This window comes from Paraburkholderia sp. NPDC080076 (assembly GCF_050281145.1).
Taxonomy (GTDB): domain Bacteria; phylum Pseudomonadota; class Gammaproteobacteria; order Burkholderiales; family Burkholderiaceae; genus Paraburkholderia.
This window is the reverse complement of the sequence record NZ_JBNNWQ010000005.1, coordinates 21,680-38,294: the sequence shown is the minus strand read 5'-3', so window position 1 is coordinate 38,294 and position 16,615 is coordinate 21,680. Positions and strand designations below refer to the sequence as shown.

Genomic DNA, 16,615 nt, shown 5'->3' with positions numbered 1-16,615 from the left:
ACATGAACCCGAACGAGGGAATGGTGAAAGAAGAGCGCATCAGAGGCGGCCTGGCAATTTCCATCATTGCGATCGTGTGCGCCGAAGTGCTGCACCGGATCAGCGACGCCGGTTTCCTGCAAGATGGTCACGTGTCTCGCGCCCTGAAGATTGTTCAGTACGCCGCAAGCACGTTGGGATACCCGACTGTCTTCTTCCTTCTCGGCATGAGTGCGCTAACGTATTTGCAACGCTCTCGCGCCGCGCTGCTGAAATCAATCGCCCTGGCCGTGCTCTATCCCTATCTGCTGTGGTCGATCTTGCAGATGGCTGTGCAGTGGCTCGTCGCGGACTATAAAGACTACGCCGCCGAGCAGTTCGAATTGACTCGTCTGGCATCGGCACCCGTTGGGCAATTCTGGTTTCTTTACGCGCTGTTCATCTGTCAGATCGTCGCGTGCCTCACCGTATGGCCACGGCCCACAAAGGTCCGATGCGCGTTGACGGTGGCAAATCGCGGCCTGCTTGTCGCGATGATCCTCGTCAGCGCCGCCGTCGCGATACGAAGCCATTGGGGCGTCGTCACGATGACGTGTTGGGGCCTTGTCTTCTTTCTGTCCGGCGTGCTGCTCGCCTCCCGGTCGGACCGGCAAAGCGGCAACGCCTCTGGCCTTCGCGTCGCGTTGGTAGCGGGAATCGCGTTTGCAGCCGCCGCGATCGTGGGGCAACGTTCAGGCCACTATCTGGACTTATATTCTCTACTGACAAGTTTTCTGGGTATCGCGGCGGCCCTTTCGGTTGGACGGTGCCTACCGATATGGCGAACGTCGCGCTGGATCGCGTCGATCGGCTCCTCGTGGAAGCCGGTCTACCTCCTGCATGTGTTCGCAACCGCATTGGTCTGGAACGCGTTGCTGGCCCGCGGCATCGGTCAGCCACTTGTCCACTTCGTGCTCGGAAGTGCGGCCGGTTTGGCATTACCGATAGCGATCTATCTGATAACGAAGCGCCTTGGAATCGCGAGTTGGGCAGGCTTCGATGAGCTTGCGGCAGTGCGGAGCGAAGGCACGCCGTTTTCAGGCGCCGCTCCGCGGAGTCCTGACAAGGCCGCAAAGTCACGTGCGTGACTTTGGCCATCGGGAGTCGTGTCGGCGTCAAGCATGAGCGCTGCTTCACTGGCACGGTGTGGCCTTTCACCGGCGTAAGACAGGGCGTGCACCAATCCGGCGCATGTCGACGCCTCAACTGAGTGCATCGCTCGTCCTTCCGCGCCGCCAGCCCATGCTGCACCGCCATGGCACATACCTTGCATCGCCATTCCCCATGATGCTGCCGCGTCCTGACGGCAGCCGACCGGCTTGTCGCCACCACCGCTCACAGAACATGACTCGATCGACTCTTCGCCCCGCGCGTCGCGCCTGGCTCGCCGCACTGCTGCTCTCGCCCGTCCTCGCCGTCAATGCGCCCGCCGCTCACGCGGATACGCTCGATAACATCGCCAAGGCCGGTGTGCTCAAAGTCGCCGTGCCGGAAGACTATCCGCCGTTCGGTTCGGTTGGCGCGGACATGAAGCCGCAAGGCTACGACATCGACACCGCCGCCCTGCTCGCGAAGTCGATGAACGTGAAGCTCGAACTCGTGCCGGTCAATAGCGCCAATCGCATCCCCTATCTGCAAACCGGCAAGGTCGATCTGGTGATCTCGTCGCTCGGCAAGACGCCGGATCGCGAGAAGGTGATCGATTTTTCGACCGCCTATGCGCCGTATTACCAGGGCGTGTTCGGTCCCGCCGATATCAAGGTCAGCGGCCCCGCGGATCTGACCGGCAAGACGGTCGGCGCAACCCGCGGCGCGCTGGAGGAAATCGGTCTCACGCAAATGGCGCCGAACGCGACCATCAAGCGCTTCGAGGACAACAACGCGACTATCGCCGCGTTCCTGTCGGGCCAGGTGCAGTTGATCGCCGCGGGCAACATCGTCGCGGCCGCGATCCTCGCGAAGAATCCGCCGCGCCGTCCGGAACCGAAGTTTGTCATCAAGAATTCGCCGTGCTTCGTTGGCATGAACAAGAACGAGCCACGCCTGCAGCAAAAAGTGAACGCCGCCATCGTGCAAGCGAAGCAGGACGGCACGCTCAACACGATGTCGAAGAAGTGGTTCAGCGCGCCGCTGCCGGCCGATCTGTAAGCGCGCCGTTAGCCGAACTTGATACCGTGACTGGCTTATCCGGCATTGCACTCGTCATGGACACATCCCGTGCAGCGCACGCGATCGCGGCCATGACGCGCAGCGTCTATCATTGTCGCGGCCGGTCCCGCCCGGGATCGTCACAACGACCGTTGCAACCCTACGCACTCATTCGATGAAGCTGACACCTCGCGAGAAGGACAAGCTGCTGATCTTCACCGCCGCGCTGCTTGCCGAACGGCGCCGTGCGCGCGGCCTCAAACTGAACTATCCGGAAGCGATCGCCTTCATCACCGCCGCGCTGATGGAAGCGGCTCGCGACGGCAAGACCGTCGCCGAGGTGATGCACTACGGCACCACTCTGCTCACCCGCGACGACGTCATGGAAGGCGTGCCGGAGATGATTCCCGACATTCAGGTCGAAGCCACGTTCCCCGACGGCACCAAGCTCGTCACCGTTCACCATCCGATTCCCTAATCACCGAAATCACATAAGGCAGCCCCCAGATGATTCCCGGCGAACTCCTCATCGACGATGGCGAACACGAACTCAACGCGGGCCGCGCCACCGTCACGGTGGTCGTGTCGAATACCGGCGACCGTCCGGTGCAAATCGGCTCGCACTATCACTTCTATGAAGTGAACGAGGCGCTCGCGTTCGATCGCGAAGCCGCGCGTGGCTTCCGGCTGAACATCGCGGCGGGCACCGCCGTGCGCTTCGAACCCGGCCAGGAGCGCACCGTCGAACTGGTTGCATTGGCGGGCGATCGCGTCGTCTACGGCTTCAACGGCAAGGTGATGGGCAAGCTGTGAGGCCCCGCCCTCTCTCGTCACGAGCCCAGATCGCCCTGTTCATTTCCGGACCCACACCATGACCTTACGCATTGGCCGCCGCGCGTACGCGGAAATGTTCGGCCCCACCACCGGCGACCGCGTGCGCCTCGCCGACACCGAATTGCTGATCGAAGTCGAGCGTGACTTCACCACCTACGGCGAAGAAGTGAAATTCGGCGGCGGCAAAGTGATTCGCGACGGCATGGGCCAGTCGCAACGCGTGCATGCCGACGTGGTCGATACCGTCGTGACGAATGCCGTGATTCTGGATCACTGGGGCATCGTCAAGGCCGACATCGGCATCAAGAACGGCCGCATCGCCGCGATCGGCAAAGCGGGCAATCCCGACATCCAGCCGAACGTGACGATCGCGATCGGCGCCTCCACCGAAGTGATCGCGGGCGAAGGCCTGATCGTGACGGCGGGCGGCATCGACACGCATATTCACTTCATCAGCCCGCAGCAGATCGAAGAAGCGCTCGCGAGCGGTGTGACCACCATGCTCGGCGGCGGCACCGGTCCGGCCACGGGCACGAACGCGACCACCTGCACGCCGGGTCCGTGGCATCTCGAACGCATGCTGCAAGCGGCCGACGGTTATCCGATGAATCTCGGCTTTCTCGGCAAGGGCAACGTGAGCCAGCCGCAGCCCGCGCTGGAGCAGATCGCCGCGGGCGCAATCGGTTTGAAGTTGCATGAGGACTGGGGCACCACGCCAGCGGCGATCGACAACTGTCTCTCCGTCGCCGACGACACCGACACGCAGGTCGCAATTCACACGGACACGCTGAACGAAGCGGGTTTCGTCGAAGCGACCGTGGCCGCGTTCAAGGGCCGCACGATCCACACGTATCACACGGAAGGCGCGGGAGGCGGCCACGCGCCGGACATCATCAAGGTATGCGGCGAAGCGAACGTGCTGCCCTCCTCGACCAATCCGACGCGCCCGTACACCGTCAACACGCTCGAAGAGCACCTCGACATGCTGATGGTGTGCCATCACCTCGATCCGTCGATTGCGGAAGACATCGCGTTCGCCGAATCGCGCATTCGCCGCGAAACGATTGCCGCCGAAGACATCCTGCACGATCTCGGCGCGCTGTCGATGCTGTCGTCGGATTCGCAGGCCATGGGCCGGGTCGGCGAAGTGATCATCCGCACGTGGCAGACGGCGCACAAGATGAAGGTGCAACGCGGCGCGCTGCCTGAGGACAACGCGCACCACGACAATTTCCGTGCGAAGCGCTACGTCGCCAAGTACACGATCAACCCGGCGATCACGCACGGCATCGCGCATGAAGTCGGCTCGATCGAGCCGGGCAAGTGGGCTGACCTGGTGTTCTGGGAACCGGCGTTCTTCGGCATCAAGCCGTCGCTGATCCTCAAGGGCGGCATGATCGCCATGGCGCAGATGGGCGATCCCAACGCGTCGATTCCGACGCCGCAGCCGGTGCATTATCGCGAGATGTTCGCGACGCGCGGCGGCGCATTGGGACGCACGTCGCTGACCTTCGTCTCGCAGATCGCCGCCGATGCCGGCGTCGGCGAACGCTACGGCCTGAACAAGCGTATCGTTGCGGTCAGGAACTGCCGCAACATCTCGAAGGCAGACATGATCCACAATGCGTGGCGCCCGGCGATCAGCGTCGATCCGGAAACCTATCAGGTGATCGCCGACGGTCAGTTGCTGACCTGCGAACCGGCCACCGTGCTGCCGATGGCGCAACGCTACTTTCTGTTCTAAATCATGCGCACCATCGACAAACTCATCGCGCCGCATCTGAAGCTCGCACCCGTGCTGGTCAAGCGCGCACCGACCCTGACGCTGGCGTTCGACGACCGGCGCAAGAGCCGGCTCGCGGCCACGCTCGATAGCGGCGAAGAAGTCGCGCTGCTGCTGCCGCGCGGCACTGTGCTGCGCGAGGGCGACGTCCTGGTCGCCGACGACGGCGGCCTCGTGCGCGTCGTCGCCGCGCCGGAAACGGTGCTCTACGTGCGCGCGAAAGATGCGTTGACGCTCACGCGCGCCGCCTATCACCTCGGCAATCGCCACACGCCGGTGGAAGTCGGTGCGGATTATCTGAAGCTCGAATACGATCCGGTGCTGGCCGACATGCTCAAGCGCATCGGCGCGACGGTCGATCAGGTCTCGATGCCGTTCCAGCCGGAATCCGGCGCGTATGGCGGCGGCCATAAGCATGGTCACGACGAAACCTTCGCCGAAGACTATGCGCTCGCGCAGCGGGTGTTCGGCGAGCATCATGGGCATGAGCATTCGCATGACCATGAGCATGGCCACGCAGCGCAGGGGCATGCGCATTCGCACGGGCATGAGCACGGCCATGAGCACGCGCACGATCATGACCACGATCACGGCGATCACGTCCACGACGAATCGTGCGGTCACGGGCATCACCACCATCATGCGCATCGCTGAACTGACAGCGCTGCTGCATCTTGCGTCGCCGGCGCTGCCGATTGGCGCTTTCAGCTACTCGCAGGGTCTCGAAGCCGCCATCGAAGCACAACTGATCACGGATGCCGACTCCGCCCGCGAGTGGATCTCCAGCGGCTTGACCGACGTGCTCGCGCACGGCGAACTGCCGTTCCTCGCGCATCAGATGGAACGTTGGCGCACGCATGACGCCTCGGCCCTCGCGCACGCCAACAGCGAATTCCTGGCGAGCCGTGAATCCGCGGAATTGCGCCGCGAAACGGAACAAATGGGCTGGTCGTTGCGGCAGCTGTGCGTATCGCTCGAATGGGGCGACGCCGAGCGGCGCGCGACGCTCGCCTCGATGACGCCGCTCGCTCAACCCTCGGCGTTTGCCTTCGCCGCCTACGCCCACGACGCAGCCGTCGACGCCGCCCTCGCCGCCTACGCCTTCAGCTGGGTGGAAAACCAGGCGGCCGCCGCGTTGAAGGCCGTGCCGTTGGGCCAGCTCGCCGGTCAACGCATCATCGTCGCGTTGCGCGAGCCGATCGATGCCGCCGTCACGCGCGCCATGGCCACGTCGCCCGAAAACATCAACACCTTCGCGCCGCAACTCGGCATTCTCTCGGCGCGTCACGAGTCGCAGTATTCGCGGCTCTTTCGCTCATAACACGAACTATCATGAACGCACCTCATCAACCCGCCCACTCGTCCGTCCGCACGAAGAAACTGCCGCCGCTGCGCGTGGGCGTCGGCGGCCCGGTCGGCTCGGGCAAGACCACGCTGCTCGAAATGCTCTGCAAGGCGATGCGCGAACAGTACGACCTCGTCGCCATCACCAACGACATCTATACGAAAGAGGACCAGCGTCTGTTGACGGTAGCGGGCGCGTTGCCGGCTGAACGGATCATGGGTGTCGAAACAGGCGGCTGTCCGCACACGGCGATTCGCGAGGACGCGTCGATCAATCTCGAAGCCGTCGACCGCATGCTGACGCGTTTTCCCGATGCGGACATCGTGTTCATCGAATCGGGCGGCGACAACCTCGCGGCGACGTTCAGTCCGGAACTGTCGGACCTGACGATCTACGTGATCGACGTTGCGGGTGGCGAGAAGATTCCGCGTAAAGGCGGCCCCGGCATCACGAAGTCCGATCTGCTGGTGATCAACAAGACGGACCTCGCGCCGATGGTCGGCGCGAATCTCGAGGTGATGGCGTCGGACGCCAAGAAGATGCGCGGCGAACGGCCCTTCGTGATGTGCAATCTGAAGGCGCTCGACGGCCTGGATGTGGTGGTGAAGTTTATCGAGGAGAAGGGGTTGTTGAAGGTGTGAGGCGCGGGCGCGCGTGCCGCGTTTGCGCCCACGCTCTCACTCCCCCTCCGGCAACAACGCCATCAACACATCCACGGTCCGCGCCGTCGCGCCGCGATGGCGCGCCGCGAACGCCGACGCTGCGCCGCCCATAGCCAGCCTGCGCGCCTTGTCGCCAAACAGTTCACGCAACGCGCGCCCCAGATCGGCCGGATCTTTCACCTGCACGGCGGCGCCCGCCGCCACGGCATCCGCGGTGGCTTGCGTAAAGTTGAATACGTGCGGGCCGATCAGCACCGGCACGCCGACCGCGCACGCCTCGATCAGATTCTGCCCGCCCAACGGCAACAGACTGCCGCCGATGAACGCGAGATCCGAAGCGGCATAGTAAGCGCCCAATTCGCCCATCGAATCGCCCAGCAGCACGTTCACGCGCGCAGGCAGCGCAGGCACGCCGCTGCTTGCCGCCGATGCCACGTTCGCATCCGGCGCCCACGCCGAGCGGCGCTCGAGCCGTAGCCCGGCCTTCTCGACCAGCCCCGCCACCTCGTTGAAACGTTGCGGATGACGCGGCACGAGAATCAGCAGCGCGTTGTCGATACCGAGCGCCGCGAACGCCTGCAGCACCAGTTCCTCTTCGCCTTCGCGCGTGCTCGCCGCGACCCACACCGGACGCGCGCCGATCGCCGCGCGCCATGCATGCCCGCGCGCCGCCAGCTCCGGCGGCGTGCTCATGTCGAATTTCAGATTGCCGAGCACGGCGGCGTTGCGCGCGCCGAGCGCGGTCAGCCGCTCGGCATCCGATGGACTCTGCGCCAGCACGCGCGCAAAGCCGCCGAACACGTCCTTGGTCGCACTGCCGAACTTGGCCGCGCGCTTGTACGAGCGCGCCGACATCCGCGCATTCGTGAGCACCAGCGGCACATCCGCGCGACGGCATTCGTCGATCAGCGTCGGCCACACTTCGGTTTCCATCACCAGACCGAGCGACGGCCGCCACGTCCGCAAAAACCGCCGCACGGCATGCGGCATGTCGTACGGCAGATAGCTGCGCAACACGCGGTCGCCGAAAATCTGCTCGCCGGTGGCGCGCCCGCTCGGCGTCATGTGCGTCAGCAGAATGCGTGCGTCGGGACGCGCCTTCATCAACGCGTCGATCAGCGGTTGCGCGGCGCGCGTCTCGCCCACGGACACCGCGTGCACCCAGATCAGCGGGGCGTCGTCTTCAGGCAACCGGCCGCGCGAGTAACCGAACCGCTCGCCGATATGCTCGCGATAGCCGCGTTCCTTGCGCGAGCGGATCAACAGGCGCAATACCGCCAACGGCGCGATGATCCACCAGAGCGCGTGATAGATCGCCCTCAGCATCGGCGCTCCGTCCGACCGAAGGAACCAGCCAACGCGCAGAGCGGAACCGGCAGATAGAGGAGCGCGGCGCTCAAACCAGCGCCCTGCCCTTCAGGCGCTCGAGAATGCCGAGCGGCGCGCATTCCGGTTGCGCCATCGACTTGACCGGCAGGAAGAAAGTCTGCTCCAGCATGAACTGGCCGGACATCACCGCGTGCGAAGTCTGATCCGAGAAACACACCCACACGCTGCCGGGCGGAAACGGCATGGTCTCCTGCGGGCTCGACTTCTGATAATCGAGGTCGGCCTTCATGCCGTCGTGCAGATGCAGCATCAGATGGTCGTATTCGCTGCGCGGCGACTTGGTCACGTGCAGCAGGTTCAACAGCCATGCCGCGCCCGGCATCTGCGGCTTGATGCGCGGCAGGAAGCGTTTGGCCATGTCCTCGAACGGTTCGCCGACACGCCATACGCGCGGCGCGCCATGCGGATTGACGTTGGTGAACACGCGCAGAATGCGCTCGCCGTAGTTCGGCCGCGAAGGAAAGGCGTCCACATGCAGACGGCTATCGTCTTTGCGCCACGACGTCTCGCGCGTTTCCACCTGATGCAGCCGCAGGCTGGTCGGCGCCACGCGCAGCCTGCCGTTGTATTCGGGAAAAAGCCCGTCGACCAGCGTGCGCGCATTGGTCTGATAACGCGCGATCAACGCGCGCACGGCGGATTGCGTAACGGCGTCGCCGGCCACGCCGTGCAACGCGCCGCCATTCGGTTCGAGGCTGATGTTCTTGCGGCTCGGATCGGCGAGCGCGGGGTCGAGCAGCGCCTGTTCGCCGCCTTCGATCGCGAAGCGCAGATTGGGGAAATACAGCACTTTGCCGCGTTCGACGCCGGCAAGCAGCGTCTCGCGCGGCACGGACAGATTGCGTCCGTGCCAGTCGGCGTTCGCTACTTCGATGATCTGGGTTTCGTTCATGGTCGCCCTTGAAAACGGTTGGAGCGCAAGGCGAAGCGCCCCGGACGTGTCATAGCAGGCCGAAGCCCGCGAGTGCCGACTTCACCTGTTGCAGCGTGGGCGGCTGTCCGGCCGTGCCGAGATTGACGACGTTCGGCGACCAGTAGCCGCCAGTACGCCACGCAGTGGCGAAATTGTACAACTCGACCGTGGGCCCCTTCAGCGCCGCGGCGATGTGAACCAGACCTGTGTCAACACCCACCGTGGCGGCCGCGCCTTCGATCAACCCGACCACCGCCGGCAACGAGAGCTTTGGCGGCACGATGGCCGCCGCACCGAATTCCCTGGCGAGGCGCTCGCTGGTGGCGCGCTCCTCCTCGCTACCCCACGGCAGCACGATCGACGCGCCGCGCCGCACCAGCGACTGCCCCAGTTCGATCCAGGCGGTGTCGGGCCACTGCTTGTCGGCGCGCGACGTGGCGTGCACGAACACGACGTACGGCACCGGCAGATTCAGATTCGCCTCCGACAAAGCCAGCGCGGCGCGCCCGGTGTCGATGCCGAAGTCGATGTCGTCGGTGGGTTGCGGCGGCGGGTCGTCCAGCGCCGCGGCCACCAGTTGGCGCGTGCGCTCGACCACATGGGTGCGCGGCGCGATCGGCACGCGCTTGTCGTAGAAGAAGCGCACCGGCCATTCGAAGCCCGCGCCGTCGGTGCGGTTCGCAAGGCCGGCCAGCGGCCCGCGCGCCATGCTCGCGACCCACGCGGTCTTGATGAGCCCCTGGCAGTCGATCACGAGGTCGTAGTGCTCGGCGGCAAGCGCGCGGCGGAAAGCGCCGATCTCGCGCCAGTTGTCGACCGACAGAATGCGCTTGCGCCAGCGCCGCAGGGACACGGGAATCGCCCGCCGCACGCCGTTCACGAGTTGCACGAGGCCCACGAAGCTTTCTTCGACCAGCCAGTCGATCTGGGCCTCGGGATGGCGGCGTCGGATGTCGGCGATCACCGGCATGTTGTGAACGACGTCGCCCAATGACGACACCCTCACGATCAGTATCTTTTGCACGCTCAAGAGTGGGAAAACCGGCTATCCGGCCCGAAGATGCGTTGAGAGAGCCCCCGAACCCCGGTGGGCGATGAGAAAACCTGGGGCGGCCCGGCGTTTTGTTAAAAGTGCCCCCGCCCCCGAGGGGTGAGAAAACTTGGGGCGGCCCGGCGTTCTGTTAAAAGTGCCCCCCACCCCCGAGGGGTGAGAAAACTTGGGGCGGCCCGGCGTTTTCTCGCGAGGACGGCAATTCTAGCGCGTTACATGTAAATGGCATGAAAAAACGCGGCGCGGTAAGAGCAACCCGCGCCGCGTTCGACGGCCACCGCGGTTCGAACCGAACCGCGGCGCCGCTCATGCGTTTAGAACGGCAGCTTCGCGTCCGGCTTCTCCGCCATGATCACACGGCGGAAATCTTCCTGGATGCGCTTGAGCGCCGCGTCGTTATCGGCTTCGAAACGCATCACCACGACCGGCGTGGTGTTCGACGAACGCGCGAGGCCGAAGCCGTCCGGATACTCGACGCGCAGGCCGTCGATCTTCACGACGTCGTCCGCGCCGGTGAACTTGGCGTTTTGCTGCAGGCGCGCGATCAGTTCGAAGTTTTCGCCTTCTTCGAGCTTCAGTTGCAGTTCCGGCGTGGAGTTCGAGTTCGGCAGCGAGTTCAGCAGCTTGCTCGGGTCTTCCACACGCGTGAGGATTTCGAGCAGACGCGCGCCCGTGTACAGGCCGTCGTCGAAACCGTACCAGCGGTCCTTGAAGAACACGTGGCCGCTCATTTCACCCGCCAGCGGCGCGCCGGTTTCACGCAGCTTCGCCTTGACGAGGGAGTGGCCGGTCTTCCACATGAGCGGCTCGCCGCCCTTGTCCTTCACCCACTTGGCGAGGTTGCGCGTGCACTTCACGTCGTAAATGATCTGCGCGCCCTTGTTGCGCGACAGCACTTCTTCGGCGAACAGCATGAGTTGGCGGTCCGGATAGATGATCTGGCCGTCTTTGGTGACCACACCGAGGCGGTCGCCGTCGCCGTCGAACGCGAAGCCGATTTCAGCGTCCGTTTCCTTCAGCGCGCGGATCATGTCCTGAAGGTTTTCCGGGTGAGCCGGGTCCGGATGATGGTTCGGGAAGTTGCCGTCGATCTCGGTGAACAGTTCGACCAGTTCGCAGCCGAGCTTCTTGAACAGCAGGGGTGCGAGGCCACCGGCCACGCCGTTGCCGGTATCCACCACGATCTTGATGGGACGCGCGAGCTTGATGTCGCCGGCAATACGCTCGAGATAGGCGTCGGCGATGTCGTACTCCGTGTACGTACCGCTGCCTTCGGAGAAGTTCTCGTCGACGATGCGCTGATGCAGCGCGAGAATCTGTTCGCCGTAAATCGCCGCGCCGCGCAGGACCATCTTGAAGCCGTTGTAGTCCGGCGGATTATGACTACCCGTCACGACGATGCACGAATCGACGCGGCGCTCGCCGCCGTCGAGCTGCAACGGTACGCTGGCCGCGAAGTAGCCGACCGGCGTGGGCACCATGCCCACGTTGACCACGTCGACGCCGGCCGCACGCAGGCCGTCCGACAACGCCTGGACCAGTTCGGGGCCCGACAGGCGACCGTCGCGCGCGACCACCACGGCGTCGCCGCCTTGCGCCCGCACTTCGCTGCCAAACGCGCGGCCGATCGAACGCGCTGCATCGGCGTCGAGCGTCTTGCCGATTACACCGCGAATGTCATACGCCTTGAAAATAGATTTGGAGATCATGTTGGCTCACTTGCGTGCAATGGAAAATTTTGACCAGCGCACCGCTGATGAATCGGTAAAACGCAGCGATGCGCCCTTGCCGGAAGCGATCCGGTTCCAACTTATAATTGCGCTTTTCGGACCAGCCTTATAGCACCATTCTAATGCTTAGACGCCCTCCAAATGTAAAGTTGCCGCGACAGTCGGCTGGGTGGGCAAACGCGCGCACTGCGCCACTCGGGTCATGCGCGCCGCTCGCGCTCACGGCGCCGCCGGCATGCCCGGCGCAAGCGGACCGGCGAGCGGCCAGAGGATGCTGACGCTCAAACGCTTCGCCAATCCGGACGTCACGCGCGCCTTCACGAATATCGTCTGGCTCGGGCTGGAGCGGCTCACGCAGATCGGCGTGGCGATCGTGATCAGCGGCATGCTGGCGCGCTACTTCGGGCCGGACACGTTCGGCAAATGGCAATACGCGAACACGCTGCTGCTGGTGCTCTCGCCCATTACCTGGGTGTGCGGCGCCGAGATTCTGGTGCCCACCATCGTCAACCGGCCGCCGGCGCAGCTCGGCACGGTGCTCGGCAGCGCCTTCGCGCTGCGCATTTCCGTGTCGGTCGCGGCCTTGCTGTTGACCTGGCTCGGCATCGCCCTGCACTTCTTCGAGCCGCTGGTCGGCGCCATGCTCGCCGGCCTCGCCGTGACCATGCTGTTTCGCGAACCGTTCGTCGGCGTGATCAACGCGTGGCTGCAAAGCATGACCTACAGCAAGCCGCAGTTGCTCACCAGCATGAGCACCGCGGTGCTCAAGGCCGCTCTGGTCTATCTGCTGGTGCGCGCGGCGGCCACGCCCGCGCGCTTCGGCTGGCTGTGGGCGCTCGAATCGGCGGCGATCGGCGCGGTCCTTCTGATCTATTACATGCGCCGGCATGGCGGCAAGCTTGGCTGGCATCTCGACCGTTCTCTGTTCAAGCACTTCGCGAGCGCCGGCACCGTGTTCTGGCTTGGCCTGATCTGTATGTATCTGTTCCTGAAACTGGACCGGCTGATGCTCGAACGGGCAATTTCATTCGCTGATCTCGGACGCTATTCCGCCGCCCAGCAGTTGAATGAAAACTGGATCACGCTCGCCTTGATGCTCGCGCAGACCATTGCGCCCGCCTTCGTCTATCGTGTGCAGGAAGCCGCCCAGTTGCGCCGCAACATGTGGCGGCTCACCGCCATGACCGCGGCGCTGATGGTGAGCGGCGCGATCGTGCTGGATCTGCTCGCCGGACTGATCATCCGCCGTGTGTTCGGGCCGCAGTTCGAAGGCGCGATCGAGATTTTCCGCTGGGCCGTGTGGCTGTCGGTACCCGCCGGCATCGAGGCGATCGGCAATCTGATCGTGCTGAAATATCAGGCCAAGTTCGTGTTGCTCGCGAAGTGGCTGCTGGCGCTGGCCGTCGCGTTCGTAGTCAATCTGCTGGCCATTCCGCGACTTGGCGCGTACGGCGCGCTGGTGGGCCTCGCGGCCGGCTATCTGGCGGCCGCGTCGGTTAATCTTTATTACATTCGTTTCAAATTGCGCCCATGACGAACGCATCCGCCACCGCGCAAATGACTCTCGACGACGTCGCGGTCCTGATTCCCGCCTACAACGGCCAGGCCGACGTCGACCTCACCCTCGCGTCGTTCAGTGAAAGCGCGCCGGTGCACGTGTTGATCGTCGATGACGGCAGCTCGCCGCCGATCGTCGCGCCGGTCATCGCCAATATGAAGATCGAAATGCTGCGCATGGCGCGCAACGGCGGGATCGAACGCGCATTGCAAACCGGCATCGACGCCCTTGCGCAGCGCGGCTTTCGCTATGCGGCGCGCATCGACGCGGGCGACCGCAGCGTGCCGCAGCGGCTCGCCAAACAACGCGTGTTCATGGAATTGCATCCGCGCGTGGCCGGCCTCGGCATGTGGACGCAAGTCGTCACCCGCGAAGGCAAGCCGCTCTTCATGCTGACGCCGCCCGCCGAACCGGACGCGATCCGTCGCTTGCGCTTCTTCCGTTCATGCCTCGCGCATCCTTCGATGATGCTGCGCATCGACGCCGTGCGCGCGGTCGGCAACTACCGCGCCGAGTACCCCTCCGCCGAGGACCTCGATCTGTTCGTGCGGCTGATGGAGCGCTACGACTGCGCGAACCTGCCTGAGCTCGGGCTGTACTACGAACTGAACGAAGGCGGCATCAGCGCGACCAAACGGCGCCGCCAGGTGAGTTCGACGCTGCGGCTGCAACTGCGCTACTTCAACGCCGCCAATCTGTACGATTGGCTAGGCCTCGCCAAAAATCTGCTGCATCTGGTGACGCCTTACCGCGCGCTGCAGCGGATCAAACGCAGCCTGCTCACGCCGCGCGCGAGCCATTAAATCATTCACCACCCCATTCACCGCCGAGCTCGTTCCCGCATGAAGCCTGCCTTGAAGTCGACGCCCGCGTTGCGCATTACACTCGTCTGTAACACCGCCTGGGCAATCTATACCTATCGGCAAGGGCTGATCCGTATGCTGGTTGGACGCGGCGTCGACGTGACGGTGCTTGCGCCGCGCGACCGCACGTTCGAACTGCTCACGGCCATGGGCTGCCGCTGCATCGAATTGCCGGTCGCCTCCAAAAGCACCAGTCCACGCGACGACCTGCGCACGCTGTACGCGCTCTACCGGCAATACAGGACCATCCGCCCGCACGTGGTGTTCCATTACACGATCAAGCCGAATATCTACGGTTCGATCGCCGCGAAGCTGGCGGGCGTGCAGTCGGTTGCGGTCACAACCGGATTGGGCTACGTGTTCATCCAGCACAGCCGCGCCGCGCAAGTGGCCAAAAAACTGTATCGTTTTGCGTTCCGTTTTCCGCGCGAAATATGGTTTTTGAATCGCGACGATCAGGCCGCGTTTGTCGAACGGAATTTGTTGGTGCATCCTGAGCGCGCGAGGTTGCTGCATGGCGAAGGCGTCGACCTCGCGCAGTTCGCCTTTACGCCGTTGCCCGAGCGGACCGATTACCGCTTCGTGCTGATCGGGCGGCTGCTGTGGGACAAGGGCGTGGGCGAATATGTCGAAGCCGCGCGGCGTTTGCATGAACGTTACCCGCACGCACGGTTCCAATTGCTCGGTCCGGTGGGCGTCGACAATCCCAGCGCGATTACACGCGAGGAAGTGGCGGCGTGGGAACAGGAAGGCATCATCGAGTATCTTGGTGAGGCGCACGACGTGCGGCCTCTCATCGCCGAGGCGGATTGCGTGGTCCTGCCGTCGTATCGCGAAGGCGTGCCGCGCACGCTGATGGAAGCCTCGGCCATGGGCCGGCCGATCGTCGCGACCGACGTGCCGGGCTGCCGCGAGGTGGTGGCGGACGGCGTCAACGGATTGCTGTGCGAAGTGCGCAATGCAGAAAGCCTGGCGGCCACGCTGGCGCGCATGCTCGACATGAGCGGCGCGGACCGGCGGGCCATGGCAGAACGCGGCCGGAAGAAAGTCGCGGAAGAATTCGACGAGCGCGTGGTCGTCGAAACGTATAAGGACCTGGTGCAGAAAATGACGGGCGTTTTACTTTAACGGAGCAACAGCATGACCACGAAGGGCACGATTCTGGTAACGGGCGGCGCGGGCTTTATTGGCTCGCACACCTGTGTCGAGCTGCTGAACGGCGGTTACGACGTCGTGGTAATCGACAATCTCGTGAACAGCAACCGCGAATCGCTGCGGCGCGTGGAAAAGATCGCTGGCAAGGCGGTGACCTTCTACGAAGCCGATGCGCGCGACGAAGCGGCGCTCAACCGTATTTTCGACGCCCACCCGATCACGGGCGCGATTCACTTTGCCGCGCTGAAGGCGGTGGGCGAGTCGGTGGCCAAGCCGATCGAGTACTACAGCAACAACGTCGGCAGCCTGCTGACCTTGCTCGGCGTGATGCGCGACCGTAACGTCAAGCAGTTCGTGTTCAGTTCGTCGGCCACCGTCTACGGCGTGCCGAAGAGCTCGCCGATCGACGAGTCGTTCCCGCTGTCGGCCACCAATCCCTACGGCCAGTCGAAGCTGATCGCCGAGCAGGTGCTGCGCGATCTGGAACTCGCGGATCCGTCGTGGCGCATTGCCACGCTGCGCTACTTCAATCCGGTCGGCGCGCACGAGAGCGGCCTGATCGGCGAAGATCCCGCCGGCATTCCGAACAACCTGATGCCGTATGTCGCGCAGGTCGCGGTCGGCAAGCTCGAGAAGCTGCGCGTGTTCGGCGGCGACTACGACACGCCCGACGGCACCGGCGTGCGCGACTATATCCACGTCGTCGATCTGGCGCGCGGACATCTGGCCGCGCTCGACGCGCTGGTCAAACGCGACGCCAGCTTCGTCGTGAACCTCGGCACGGGCCAGGGCTATAGCGTGATCGATGTGGTCAAGGCATTCGAGAAAGCCGCCGGCCGGCCGGTGCCGTATGAAATCGTGGCGCGCCGCCCCGGCGACGTCGCCTCGTGTTTCGCCGATCCGGCCGCGGCCGAGAAGATCATCGGCTGGCGCGCTCAGTTCGGCATCGAGCGGATGTGCGAGGACCACTGGCGCTGGCAATCCACGAATCCGCAAGGATTCGCGTAAGTTGAATGAAGTCGACGGCGGCGCGAAGGAGCCGCCAGGCAGGGGTTCCGCCGCCGTCGATTGAGGGATTGCACCACACGGGTAATTCCGCATATTACTAATACTTTACGATTTCTATACTGACTTACCGATTGACGGTCAGGCTTCCTAAGAACGCG

Annotated in this window: 16 protein-coding genes; 12 read left to right on the top strand and 4 right to left on the bottom strand. The window is 64.2% G+C overall.

Annotation, left to right across the window (positions count from 1 at the left end; translation table 11 throughout):
- The first annotated feature begins 2 nt into the window (after positions 1 to 2).
- The 8 genes from ACQKRQ_RS21745 to ureG all read left to right on the top strand — a co-directional run bounded on the left by ACQKRQ_RS21745 (position 3) and on the right by ureG (position 6,769).
- Positions 3 to 1,106: an acyltransferase family protein gene (locus ACQKRQ_RS21745; protein WP_427479325.1), complete on the top strand. Its 1,104-nt coding sequence runs from the start codon at positions 3 to 5 to the stop codon at positions 1,104 to 1,106.
- A gap of 256 nt (positions 1,107 to 1,362) precedes the next feature.
- Complete coding sequence (locus ACQKRQ_RS21740; RefSeq protein WP_132375792.1) at positions 1,363 to 2,166, top strand: transporter substrate-binding domain-containing protein; 804 nt, start codon at positions 1,363 to 1,365, stop codon at positions 2,164 to 2,166.
- Positions 2,167 to 2,341: 175 nt separating this feature from the next.
- Complete coding sequence (gene ureA / locus ACQKRQ_RS21735; protein WP_011487082.1) at positions 2,342 to 2,644, top strand: urease subunit gamma; 303 nt, start codon at positions 2,342 to 2,344, stop codon at positions 2,642 to 2,644.
- Positions 2,645 to 2,673: 29 nt separating this feature from the next.
- The gene (locus tag ACQKRQ_RS21730) at positions 2,674 to 2,979 is read left to right on the top strand and encodes an urease subunit beta (protein ID WP_408179412.1); all 306 of its coding nucleotides are present in this window, start codon (positions 2,674 to 2,676) and stop codon (positions 2,977 to 2,979) included.
- Positions 2,980 to 3,037: 58 nt separating this feature from the next.
- Positions 3,038 to 4,744 carry an urease subunit alpha gene (gene ureC, locus ACQKRQ_RS21725; RefSeq protein WP_427479322.1) on the top strand — a complete coding sequence of 569 codons (1,707 nt, stop codon included), beginning with the start codon at positions 3,038 to 3,040 and terminating at the stop codon, positions 4,742 to 4,744.
- A gap of 3 nt (positions 4,745 to 4,747) precedes the next feature.
- The gene (ureE, locus tag ACQKRQ_RS21720) at positions 4,748 to 5,437 is read left to right on the top strand and encodes an urease accessory protein UreE (protein WP_427479320.1); all 690 of its coding nucleotides are present in this window, start codon (positions 4,748 to 4,750) and stop codon (positions 5,435 to 5,437) included.
- Entirely contained in the window at positions 5,424 to 6,104 is a 681-nt protein-coding gene (locus ACQKRQ_RS21715; RefSeq protein WP_427479795.1) for an urease accessory protein UreF, read from the top strand. Before ureE ends, ACQKRQ_RS21715 begins: the two co-directional genes overlap by 14 nt.
- An 11-nt stretch (positions 6,105 to 6,115) precedes the next feature.
- On the top strand, positions 6,116 to 6,769 hold the full coding sequence (ureG, locus tag ACQKRQ_RS21710) for an urease accessory protein UreG (RefSeq protein ID WP_427479318.1): 654 nt from the start codon (positions 6,116 to 6,118) through the stop codon (positions 6,767 to 6,769).
- 36 nt (positions 6,770 to 6,805) lie between these two features.
- Here the strand turns inward: ureG and waaA are convergent, their stop codons facing one another.
- The 4 genes from waaA to ACQKRQ_RS21690 form a co-directional block, all read right to left on the bottom strand.
- Complete coding sequence (gene waaA / locus ACQKRQ_RS21705) at positions 6,806 to 8,116, bottom strand: lipid IV(A) 3-deoxy-D-manno-octulosonic acid transferase (RefSeq protein ID WP_408254991.1); 1,311 nt, start codon at positions 8,114 to 8,116, stop codon at positions 6,806 to 6,808.
- A 70-nt stretch (positions 8,117 to 8,186) separates the two neighbouring features.
- Positions 8,187 to 9,071, bottom strand: a complete 885-nt coding sequence (locus tag ACQKRQ_RS21700; RefSeq protein WP_132375803.1) for a Kdo hydroxylase family protein — start codon at positions 9,069 to 9,071, stop codon at positions 8,187 to 8,189.
- Positions 9,072 to 9,120: 49 nt separating this feature from the next.
- Positions 9,121 to 10,116 carry a lipopolysaccharide heptosyltransferase I gene (gene waaC, locus ACQKRQ_RS21695; RefSeq protein WP_427479315.1) on the bottom strand — a complete coding sequence of 332 codons (996 nt, stop codon included), beginning with the start codon at positions 10,114 to 10,116 and terminating at the stop codon, positions 9,121 to 9,123.
- Between the two features lie 341 nt (positions 10,117 to 10,457).
- Entirely contained in the window at positions 10,458 to 11,852 is a 1,395-nt protein-coding gene (locus ACQKRQ_RS21690) for a phosphomannomutase/phosphoglucomutase (RefSeq protein WP_427479313.1), read from the bottom strand.
- A 292-nt stretch (positions 11,853 to 12,144) separates the two neighbouring features.
- Between ACQKRQ_RS21690 and ACQKRQ_RS21685 the strand changes: the two genes are divergently transcribed.
- From ACQKRQ_RS21685 to galE, 4 genes are read left to right on the top strand one after another with little or no spacing between them, the layout of a single operon-like run.
- Entirely contained in the window at positions 12,145 to 13,407 is a 1,263-nt protein-coding gene (locus ACQKRQ_RS21685; protein WP_132376960.1) for an oligosaccharide flippase family protein, read from the top strand.
- Positions 13,404 to 14,234, top strand: coding sequence for a glycosyltransferase (locus tag ACQKRQ_RS21680; RefSeq protein WP_427479311.1), 831 nt, complete (start codon positions 13,404 to 13,406; stop codon positions 14,232 to 14,234). Before ACQKRQ_RS21685 ends, ACQKRQ_RS21680 begins: the two co-directional genes overlap by 4 nt.
- Before the next feature lie 39 nt (positions 14,235 to 14,273).
- Positions 14,274 to 15,422, top strand: a complete 1,149-nt coding sequence (locus tag ACQKRQ_RS21675) for a glycosyltransferase family 4 protein (RefSeq protein WP_427479309.1) — start codon at positions 14,274 to 14,276, stop codon at positions 15,420 to 15,422.
- Between the two features lie 12 nt (positions 15,423 to 15,434).
- The gene (gene galE, locus ACQKRQ_RS21670; RefSeq protein WP_132375810.1) at positions 15,435 to 16,457 is read left to right on the top strand and encodes a UDP-glucose 4-epimerase GalE; all 1,023 of its coding nucleotides are present in this window, start codon (positions 15,435 to 15,437) and stop codon (positions 16,455 to 16,457) included.
- Positions 16,458 to 16,615 lie beyond the last annotated feature (158 nt).

Coding starts and splice junctions, on each gene's coding strand:
- ACQKRQ_RS21745 (WP_427479325.1), top strand. CDS start 3: ATGAACCCGAACGAGGGAATGGTGAAAGAAGAGCGCATCAGAGGCGGC.
- ACQKRQ_RS21740 (WP_132375792.1), top strand. CDS start 1,363: ATGACTCGATCGACTCTTCGCCCCGCGCGTCGCGCCTGGCTCGCCGCA.
- ureA (WP_011487082.1), top strand. CDS start 2,342: ATGAAGCTGACACCTCGCGAGAAGGACAAGCTGCTGATCTTCACCGCC.
- ACQKRQ_RS21730 (WP_408179412.1), top strand. CDS start 2,674: ATGATTCCCGGCGAACTCCTCATCGACGATGGCGAACACGAACTCAAC.
- ureC (WP_427479322.1), top strand. CDS start 3,038: ATGACCTTACGCATTGGCCGCCGCGCGTACGCGGAAATGTTCGGCCCC.
- ureE (WP_427479320.1), top strand. CDS start 4,748: ATGCGCACCATCGACAAACTCATCGCGCCGCATCTGAAGCTCGCACCC.
- ACQKRQ_RS21715 (WP_427479795.1), top strand. CDS start 5,424: ATGCGCATCGCTGAACTGACAGCGCTGCTGCATCTTGCGTCGCCGGCG.
- ureG (WP_427479318.1), top strand. CDS start 6,116: ATGAACGCACCTCATCAACCCGCCCACTCGTCCGTCCGCACGAAGAAA.
- waaA (WP_408254991.1), bottom strand. CDS start 8,116: ATGCTGAGGGCGATCTATCACGCGCTCTGGTGGATCATCGCGCCGTTG.
- ACQKRQ_RS21700 (WP_132375803.1), bottom strand. CDS start 9,071: ATGAACGAAACCCAGATCATCGAAGTAGCGAACGCCGACTGGCACGGA.
- ACQKRQ_RS21690 (WP_427479313.1), bottom strand. CDS start 11,852: ATGATCTCCAAATCTATTTTCAAGGCGTATGACATTCGCGGTGTAATC.
- ACQKRQ_RS21685 (WP_132376960.1), top strand. CDS start 12,145: ATGCTGACGCTCAAACGCTTCGCCAATCCGGACGTCACGCGCGCCTTC.
- ACQKRQ_RS21680 (WP_427479311.1), top strand. CDS start 13,404: ATGACGAACGCATCCGCCACCGCGCAAATGACTCTCGACGACGTCGCG.
- ACQKRQ_RS21675 (WP_427479309.1), top strand. CDS start 14,274: ATGAAGCCTGCCTTGAAGTCGACGCCCGCGTTGCGCATTACACTCGTC.
- galE (WP_132375810.1), top strand. CDS start 15,435: ATGACCACGAAGGGCACGATTCTGGTAACGGGCGGCGCGGGCTTTATT.